Here is an 8,537-nt window from a genome sequence, read left to right as displayed (position 1 = left end):
GGTGGGAGCGGCATGCAGCCGCTGCGTCATGAGAAGAAGCGGCGCCGTTTCTGTCAAGGCTCTCCTCGGCAGGACCCTGGTCCGACGGGGTCCATGCCAGGTCGCAGGCTATCCCGCCGCGGGAGCGCGGTCCATGCAAACACGGATGTCCGCCGGGCGCTTGTTCATCATTCGAATGCTGCGAGGACCCGCTTGAGATCGTGGAAGGGGTCGCCTTGGATGATGACATGGCCGCACATCAGGCGGGCGGCCCCCGTCGCTGTCGCCCTTGCGGGTCGCCGCAAAGATAGGCTCGTGCTCGTCGCGCGAGGTCAGCATCCGTCCATTCACCCGCAGTTGCCGCCGCCGGTAAGGTTGCAGCATCGCCTGCAACCGCCGCGTTTAGGACTCGAGAAACGGGTTGTGCCTTGCATGGTAAACTGCCTGATGGAACTCGGTGTTCTGCGCCTAGTAGCCGTCGGCATCTCCCGCCTCGGCCGCGCAGGCAGTGAAGGCGGCGCTCGACCCGGAGGGGCTGATGAACGCGGGGAAGATATTCGCGCAGCCGTAAGCCGCAGGTCCGTGCAAGCGGTCCTTGGCGCGGAGGGCGGGCGGGATGATGTGACCCACCCGCAGGAACACCGGAAGCCTGTGGCTGCTGAAGCGCTTCTGACAGATGCATCCCGGCTCCCGCCTCGGGAAACGCGACAAATTACCGTTAGGTTAGCCACTTCTTGCATGACATGCCGACCATTGAATATCATTCCCGCATTGTTGCCGTGGCCACGTGTGCCGCGCTCCGGTTGCACGGACCAGTGGGCCGGAAAGGCGACCGGCCGGGGCAGCGATGATCGGGGGAGAGCGGTCCGATGGCCCGCAGTTTCAGAATTGCAGCGGCAGGCCGGAGTAAGCCTGTTTCCCTGGCCGTTCCGCCGGGGGCGTCCCGCCGGACCAGCCGCGACGTGTCGGCCGTGCGGCTTCCTGCGCTTCAACCTCGTGGCTTGGATGATGCTGGGCGTCGTCACCGTGATCCTCCGGCTGATCTTTTACGGCAAGATCGAGACCGCTCTCGCACTGACCGCAGGGCTGGAGACTGCGTGCTTCGCCTATACCTGCCTGCTGCATTCCGTCTACACCCGGGTCGGCAGCTCGCCGGGCTCCCTGGCCGTCGGCGCCGTCCTCGCCGGGGGCGCAGCCTGCTTGGAGGGGCCGGGCAGTCCGTCCTTCCCGATCTGCTGCGCGAGGCGACGGACGGGCCGACGCGGGACGGCTACGGCGCGCCCTTCATGGCAACTTTCTTCTACGTTCCGGTCTTTGTCGGCTGGTCGGTCACTTATTCCGGGTCCGCGCCAGCGCCGCGGCACGGGCCGAGGCAGTGCGCCGCAGCGAGGCAGAGGCCGCGGCGCTCCGGGCCGAGCTGCGCTTCCAGCAGGGCCAGCTCGACCCGCATTTCCTGTTCAACTCGCTCAACACGATTGCCACCGAAATCCCGGACCGGCCCGAGGTCGCGCTGGAGATGACCCGGGCGGTGTCTTCCTACCTGCGCGCCGGGCTTGACTGGGCAGGCGAGGACATCTGCGCCTTTTGCACGGAGATGGAGAACGTGACGGACTACCCGCGGATCCAGCAGATGCGCTTCGAGGACCGGTTGCACCGCCGGATCGACATGGAGGCGCAGACGCTGGACATGCGCGTGCCCCGCCTGATCCTGCAAAGCCTTGCCGAGAATGCCATCAAGCACGGCCACAAGGACCGCTCCGGCTGCTACGACCTGCGGATCACGGCGCGGCAGCGTGACGGGGGGCTTTCGCTGGCGGTCGTGAATGCCGGCCGCTATGCGCCCGGCGAACGCAGCGGCACGGGGCTGAAGAACCTGCGGCGGCCGTCGGCTATCGCCTATCCCGGGCGGCACCGGATCCGCATCGTGCAGGACAGGCCGGAGGTGGCCGTGCATCTGCTTCTGGAGGCCGAGCCGTGCTACGGGTGATCCTGGTCGATGACAAGCCGCCCGTCCTGCGCGGCATGGCGCGCCTCCTGGCCGACCATGACGATGTCGAGATTGCGGGCACGGCGGAAAGCGTGGCAGCGGCCACGGAGCTTTGTCGGCGGAATCCGCCCGATCTGGTGCTGCTGGATGTCTCTCTGGGCGATGGCGAGGGGTTCGAACTGATGCGCCGGCTCGACCCCGCCTCCCCTGGTCGTGCTGGTCACCGCCAGCGCGGCGCATGCGATCCGGGCCTTCGAGGTGGGCGCGGTCGATTTCCTGCTGAAGCTGGTCCTGCCGGAGCGGCTGGCCCTCGCGCTGGACCGGGTGCGCAATGCCCTGAAGGGCACGGGCCCGCGCGAGATCGCCGACACCGGCCAGGCACCGCCCGGACGGCTTGCGATCTCCGAAGGGAGCAGCACGGTCATCCTGCATATGGGGGAGATCGCGCTGCTTGGAGCGGATGCGGATTTCACCCGCATCTAGCAGCTCGACGGCCGCGATCACCCGGTCTGCCGCCGCCTCGGCCAGATCGAGGCGCGCGGCAGAGACGGGTCGCTGCTGCATCTGAGCGGTCCCCTGGCGCCGGTGCCACAGGGACTCGCCGTCACGCAGTGCCTGCGCCAGGTGATCCCGGGGGTGCGGCTGAATGCAGCCCCTGAACCCGCCCCGCGAACAAGGAAACGCCGTTGAAACTGGAGCAAGAACATCAATGAATGGAACCCAAGCTGCCACCCTGGATCCCGCGCCCCGGTCATGGACCTTGCCCGGGGACACCGACATCTTTGCGATCTACGGGCTGGTGACGCTCGTCCTGGTCGGCTTCCTCCTGATCTATCTCTATGCCGTGTTCGACCGGTATGCCGGCCGCAAGGGCCGGGAAAGCCTGTTCCGCACCACGATCCCGACGATGCTGACGGTCGGGCTGGCTTATGACATGCTGCCGCCGCTCGAGGGCGTCAGCAATCTCCTGCCGTTGTCGCTGATCCTGGCAGCGGCCGCGCGGGACATCGTGCTCTGGACCACCTCGAACCGGGAGGACGCCAAGTGATCGAGCTGCTTCTCACCAGCTTCCCCTTCCTGGCCCGTGTCCTCTACCTGCGGCTGCGCCACCGCGAAATCTCGCTCTACAGCGTGCATCGGTCGCTCTATGTCTGGTTCCTGCTGTTTCTCGCCCTGATCTTCACGATCGAATACTACCATCCCGAGTCCGAGACCGGTGTCGTGCCCTTCCGCGTGGTGCCGGTGGTGGCGGAACGAGGCGGCACGGTGACGTCCATCGAGGTCGCGGCCGGACGGCGGGTCGCGCCCGGGGACCTTCTCTTCACCGTCAATGACGCGAGCGAGGAAGCCGCCGTGGCCGTGGCGCAGAGCGATGTCGCGACGGCTCAGGAGCAGGTCGCGGTCGCCCGCTCCGAATTGCAGGATGCGCAAGCCCAAGTGGACAGCGCCCAGGCGCGGCTCGACGAGGCGGATGTCCAGCTCTCGAACCAGCAGGGACTGCGCGACGAGAACTCGCCGGCCTATTCCCAGGACCGCTTCCTGCGCGCGCAGAACGACCAGCGCGCGCGCGCCGCCGAGGTGGCCGGGGCGAAATCGCAGCTGGAGACCGCACGGCTGGAGGCCGAGAATCTGGCGCCCGCGCAGCTCGCCGCGGCCGAAGCCGCGCTCAAGCAGGCGCAGGTCGAGCTGGACAAAACCCGGATCAGGGCGCAGGTTTCCGGCCGCATCGAGCAGGTCACGCTGAATGTCGGCGACCGCGCGGCGCAGATCGCGCTGAATCCGGCCATGGTTATCATTCCCGATCCAGGCGACGACTATCCGGCCCAGATCGTCGCCGGGTTCAGCCAAGTCAACATGTCGGTCCTGCATGCGGGCATGCCGGCCGAGGTCGCCTGTGCGGGCAACATCAACAACGCGATGCAGAGCTCGGTCCTTCCGGCGCGGATCGTGCGCATCCAGGACTCGATTTCCTCTGGGCAGATCCTGCCGACGGGCAGGCTTATACAGCCGGGCGAACTGGCGCGGCCCGGCGAGGTTGTAGCCTATCTGGCACTCGAGCATCCGGAGCAGAGGCCGCTTCTGGTGAATGGCAGCCGGTGCTTGGTGCAGGCCTATACGACCCGGATTGCCGGCCGCCTGGCGGGCACGGCACTGGGGGAGGTCATCCAAGCCTGGGCGATCGAGAAGGCCGTCGTCATGCGGTTGAAGGTCTGGATCATGCTCGCCACCGGCGCCGGTCTCGTGGGCTCGGGGTGACGTCGGCCGGGTCCGAGGCGGACCGGCTGCACCCAGAGGCATGCTTGCCACGCTCTTCGGGAACTGGTCGTCGTCGGCGCGGGCATTTGGGAACAGCCCTTTTTGACCTTGCACCCGGATCCCGGACTGGGCCGATACTTGGATCCCATGATCGCGGAGCAAGATGACTGGGGGAATTGTCACGTTAACTCGTGAGCGTTCGCACGAGGGTCTTGCAGCACGTATTAATCGATTCCGGTCGCCAATTCCCAAGCGACGATGATTTCCATCCGGTGGTAGCGGATGCACAGCGCATTCCGGCGGCGTGCCGGAACGGAGAAGCTGTTGCGGATGGCGGAGTGGAGGGAGACAAAACGTAGCAGGGCACCGGGTGATCGATATCCCTGCATGGTGCGCTCCCGCGTCCGGAATGGCAGATGGCTGTTGTCGGCCCGGTTGTCGAGCCCCTTGTGCGACCAGTGGCCGAGGCCGGGTGCAACCTCCCGCTTGGCCGCGCCGTAGGAGCGGAGCTTGTCGGTGACGATCCGCTTTAGGACGACTCCAGTCCGTTTCAACAGAGCGACCAGAAGCCGTTTCGCAGCCACCTTGTCTCGTTTCGCCTGGAGGATCTCGTCGAGCACGACACCATGCTGATCGACGGCGCGCCAGAGCCAGAAGGATCTGCCCGCGACTTTCACAGCCACTTCGTCCAGGTGCCAGACATCGCCGGGAAGACCCTGCCTACGCCGCAGGTTCCGGGCGATCTGCGGCCCGAACTTGATGGTCCAGCGCCGGATGGTCTCGTAGTATACGTCGATGCCCCGTTCCATCAGCATCTCCTCCACCTCGCGAAGACTGAGATTGAACCGGACGTAGAGCCAGACCGCATGGGCGACGATGGCGGGCGGGAAGCGGTGGCGCTTGAAGCTGATGCCGGACGGCGTCTGCATCAGCGGCAGGTATGTTCAAATCGTCCGCCGGGCAATCGGAGCTGGTTAACGTGACAACTCCCCGCAGGATTCTGTTGCCGTCTTTCGATCCGCTCCCTCGAGAACCAGCGCGATGGCCGGCATCCGCCGTGCAGCCTTCCCATCCTTTGCCTGCGCCGCTGCCGCCCGAAGCTCAATCGCCGACATGTCTTCCCGGGTAATCTCCACCGCCATCGAAGTCTCCATCTCTGTCGATCCCAGTGAGTCACATTTTTGGTTCCAGGGGAATCCCGCCAGAGTCAAAGAGCAAGGCCCCATTGGCATAAATTCGGGAATCCGTTCGCGCGCCGAAGTTCTCAGCCGCGATGGCGCGGCTGGCAGCCAGGAATCGCTGTTTCAGGTCATGCGCTGGCATCCCGGTCGACGGCTGGCTCCGGAGACCGGACCGCAGGCCGATCGGAGCGGCGATCAGCGCCGTCCTCGCGCGTCCTGCAATAGCGGCGCGGCCAGCACAGCGAGACCGGCAAACGTTGCCAAGACCGTGCCCGCGAAGAAGCTCGCGGGCAGGAAGACGTGCAGCGCGACCGAAACGGCAATGACGGCGAGAAGGATCCATATCAGGCGTTTCATCGCGTCTAGCCCACTCGCATCTCGCAGCAGGCGGCAAGCGCGCAGAGCTGTGCCTCCGTCCGGCTGAGGACCCAGCCTTCGACCAGGGCAACCCGGCCCGCGGTGAAATCCGCCGCGATCGCCCCGGCCCAGTCCGGGCCCGCCTGCGGCACTTGACCTGCCGCCAGGCCCAGAGAGCGGCGCAGCGCGGCGGCGTCCGGCTCCGCTTGGCCGGCAGCCAGGACCGCCTGCCCGATCCTTGCCATGTCGCCGAGCGCGCCGCCACCCTCCGCCCCGAACTCACCGGCAAGCGCCGGCTGCATCGCCGAACCGGCCATGCCGGCCAGGAATATCCGTCGTCTCATCATGGCTGCGCCTCCTTCACAAATGGCCCGTGCGGGCATCGGTCTTGAACAGGTCCGCCATGCGGATCGACATCGCGACAATGGTCAGGGTCGGATTGGCATAGCCATGGGTCGGGAAGACCGAGGAGCTGCCGATATAGAGGTTGGAGACCCCGTGCACCCGGCAATCGGCATCGACCACCCCGGTCCTGGGATCGTCCGACATCCGCGTGGTGCCGCAATGGTGCTTGCCGCGCGCCACATGGCCCGGCCAGTCGAAATCCTCCCGCAGGGCCGCCGTCCAGGTGCGGCCGAGCCCGATCCGCCCGACCTCCTGGGACAGGATCTGCGTCGCCCGCTTGACCGTGCGCATCTCCGTCTCGGTCAGGCGCCAGTCCAGCCCGATCCGGCGCTGCCCGAAGCGGTCGGTCTCGTCGACCAGCAGCACCCTGCTTTCCGGGTTGGGCACGCATTCGAAGGTCAGCCAAGGGCCGAGCCAGTCGCGCTCGATCAGGTCGCCGCGGTGCTTGCCGCCCCATTTCCAGACCCCGTTGACCGCGCCGTCGAGATCGCTCAGCACATTGCCGATCTCGGTCGACAGATAGGGCGGCGGATCGGCCCTGCGCAGCGCGCGGTAGAGCGTGGTCAGCGACAGCTCGCCCGGCGACTGTGCCGGGAAGAGATGGAAGATGAAGCCGCCGATCTCCTCGCGCCGCAGCAGCGCGTCGGAAGAGGCAAGCGTCGCCATCAGCCCGCCCGTGTCGAAATAGACCGGCTTGGTATAGAGTTCTATTTCCTCCCTGGGGCGCGACAGCAAGATCCGCGCGACCGGGCGGATGGCCGCGTGATCGGCGAAGAACCGGCCCACGAGGTCGTGACCATTGCCGAGCCCCGCCTGCTGCACCCGGTTCGACAGGAAGAGCAGCCGGGGCGTCTCGATCCCGCCCGCGCACAGCACGTAGCGGCGCGCCGTCACGCGGAAGCGCGGCCCGTCGATGCAGGCGGCCTGCACGCCGGTCACTGTCGAGGCGGTATCGTCGGTCTCGAGCTCGAGCACATTCGCATGCAGGTAGACGGCGAGGCTCCCTGCCGCCCGCAGCCGGTCCTCGTAGGTGTAGCCGAAAGCGGTCGGCGGGCTTTCATTGACCCCCACCGTTTTCAGGTATTCCGGATCCACTGGCAGGTTCGCGGCCCCCAGCTTTTCCGCCCAGTGGGCGTAGTCATAGGGCTGCTCGGTCTGCAATTCCGCATAGGTCTGGGCGCGCATGTAGTGCGGGTGCAGGTCGTCATAGCTGATCGGCCATCCGGAATGGGCCATCCAGTCGCGCTTTTCGAAATCGACCGGACTGAGCGGCATGCAGTTTCCGGCCCAGTGATTTGACGAGCCGCCGAGAAAGCGCAGCCGGGCCTCGTCCAACGGATCGTACTGGAAGCCCAGATTCGGGCCGGCATAAAGCTCTTGCGTCTCCGGTTCGAAATCCATCCCGCCGCTTTCTAGCAGGATCACCTTCAGCGGGCTGTCGGCCAGTTCCAGCGCCAGTGTAATTCCGGCGGGACCGCCGCCCACAATGCAGATATCGGCATCAAGCACAGTTCCATCGGGCAACCCCCGAGAATCGATCAGCATCCCAAATCCTTTGGTCAAACGAATTTGCCTAAAACCCCTCTGCATTTGAACAGTCTCCGTTGCGCCGATCAAGCCCGCTCGCGCGGCCCCCGCGATGCCGGATAGAGGTTTCTAGGCAGGACGAAACGTTTTGTGACGCACGTGAAAAACACGTCAAAATACTGAATGCAAAAGGCAAACGGATTCTTCATTCCTTGCTTTATTTATCTTTTCAGCTAAGGCGGATGAAACGCCGCAGCCGGGAATTCCCGCTATGGATCTATGGCCCGTTTCACCATTTTGCCGTTTCTTAAGGCGACAGGATGCGCCAGTCGCCGGACTGCCTGCAACGGCAGAGACAACCGCCAGCGGCCAGCGCGCTCCCTGGCGGGCGCCGGATGCGGGGTCCCGTAAGGCGACACCTGACCGCGAGGAAGCCGGGCCTTCCCGGCAGGTCAGGCCGTCGGCGTGTAGATCGGCATCAAACAGTGTCCCTACCAGATTGCCTGTTACCTAACTGTCTTTATTTATGAATTCGTTCTCGGGGTGTTTAAATACCGGTGCCGACGGGGTCCTGCTCAAGCAGAAAAGTATACATAAAAACAACTGGTTGTAAGCCAAATGAGCAGGGTCACGGTTTGATGCCGGTCCACGGACGTGAGCTTCATTAAGGTGGCTGCTATCGCGGGTTCCCTCCGGCCATGGAAGAATCCGACAGCCGGAGGGGGGACGAAATGGGACCCGCTACTTACTAAAAGCACATTGTTTCAATGTGATGGAGCTCTGCTCCCTCTCCGCAAAGGTCTTGGCAATGGAAACTAGGAAAACTCTAACATCTGAATGAAATC

8 protein-coding genes and 1 pseudogene are annotated in these 8,537 nt (G+C 65.2%); 5 read left to right on the top strand and 4 right to left on the bottom strand.

Going from position 1 to position 8,537, the window contains the following annotated elements; translation table 11 throughout:
* Positions 1-1,354 precede the first annotated feature (1,354 nt).
* From FGX59_RS35100 to FGX59_RS35085, 5 genes and pseudogenes are all read left to right on the top strand, one after another.
* A complete protein-coding gene (locus FGX59_RS35100; RefSeq protein WP_171060988.1) occupies positions 1,355-1,966 on the top strand; it encodes a sensor histidine kinase in 612 nt (203 codons plus the stop codon).
* 35 nt (positions 1,967-2,001) lie between these two features.
* A pseudogene (locus tag FGX59_RS39930) lies at positions 2,002-2,106 on the top strand (hypothetical protein); the annotation flags it as partial.
* Positions 2,107-2,179: 73 nt separating this feature from the next.
* Positions 2,180-2,449 (top strand): hypothetical protein, encoded by a 270-nt coding sequence (locus FGX59_RS39085; RefSeq protein ID WP_240722858.1) that lies wholly within the window; start codon positions 2,180-2,182, stop codon positions 2,447-2,449.
* 277 nt (positions 2,450-2,726) lie between these two features.
* Positions 2,727-3,014 carry a hypothetical protein gene (locus FGX59_RS35090; RefSeq protein ID WP_138473169.1) on the top strand — a complete coding sequence of 96 codons (288 nt, stop codon included), beginning with the start codon at positions 2,727-2,729 and terminating at the stop codon, positions 3,012-3,014.
* On the top strand, positions 3,011-4,222 hold the full coding sequence (locus tag FGX59_RS35085) for an HlyD family secretion protein (RefSeq protein ID WP_138473166.1): 1,212 nt from the start codon (positions 3,011-3,013) through the stop codon (positions 4,220-4,222). The genes FGX59_RS35090 and FGX59_RS35085 overlap by 4 nt, the downstream gene beginning before the upstream one ends.
* 224 nt (positions 4,223-4,446) lie before the next feature.
* Here the strand turns inward: FGX59_RS35085 and FGX59_RS35080 are convergent, their stop codons facing one another.
* The 4 genes from FGX59_RS35080 to FGX59_RS35070 all read right to left on the bottom strand — a co-directional run bounded on the left by FGX59_RS35080 (position 4,447) and on the right by FGX59_RS35070 (position 7,710).
* A complete protein-coding gene (locus FGX59_RS35080; protein WP_138473164.1) occupies positions 4,447-5,151 on the bottom strand; it encodes an IS6 family transposase in 705 nt (234 codons plus the stop codon).
* A 447-nt stretch (positions 5,152-5,598) separates the two neighbouring features.
* On the bottom strand, positions 5,599-5,760 hold the full coding sequence (locus tag FGX59_RS37950) for a hypothetical protein (protein ID WP_171060987.1): 162 nt from the start codon (positions 5,758-5,760) through the stop codon (positions 5,599-5,601).
* A 5-nt stretch (positions 5,761-5,765) separates the two neighbouring features.
* The gene (locus FGX59_RS35075) at positions 5,766-6,104 is read right to left on the bottom strand and encodes a hypothetical protein (protein WP_138473161.1); all 339 of its coding nucleotides are present in this window, start codon (positions 6,102-6,104) and stop codon (positions 5,766-5,768) included.
* Between the two features lie 16 nt (positions 6,105-6,120).
* Positions 6,121-7,710: a GMC oxidoreductase gene (locus tag FGX59_RS35070; RefSeq protein WP_171060986.1), complete on the bottom strand. Its 1,590-nt coding sequence runs from the start codon at positions 7,708-7,710 to the stop codon at positions 6,121-6,123.
* Positions 7,711-8,537 lie beyond the last annotated feature (827 nt).

This window comes from Poseidonocella sp. HB161398 (assembly GCF_005870025.1).
Taxonomy (GTDB): domain Bacteria; phylum Pseudomonadota; class Alphaproteobacteria; order Rhodobacterales; family Rhodobacteraceae; genus Mangrovicoccus.
Note: the sequence above shows the minus strand (reverse complement) of the source record. Positions and strands in the feature narration are given on the sequence as shown.

Coding starts and splice junctions, on each gene's coding strand:
- FGX59_RS35080 (WP_138473164.1), bottom strand. CDS start 5,151: ATGCAGACGCCGTCCGGCATCAGCTTCAAGCGCCACCGCTTCCCGCCC.
- FGX59_RS37950 (WP_171060987.1), bottom strand. CDS start 5,760: ATGAAACGCCTGATATGGATCCTTCTCGCCGTCATTGCCGTTTCGGTC.
- FGX59_RS35075 (WP_138473161.1), bottom strand. CDS start 6,104: ATGAGACGACGGATATTCCTGGCCGGCATGGCCGGTTCGGCGATGCAG.
- FGX59_RS35070 (WP_171060986.1), bottom strand. CDS start 7,710: ATGCTGATCGATTCTCGGGGGTTGCCCGATGGAACTGTGCTTGATGCC.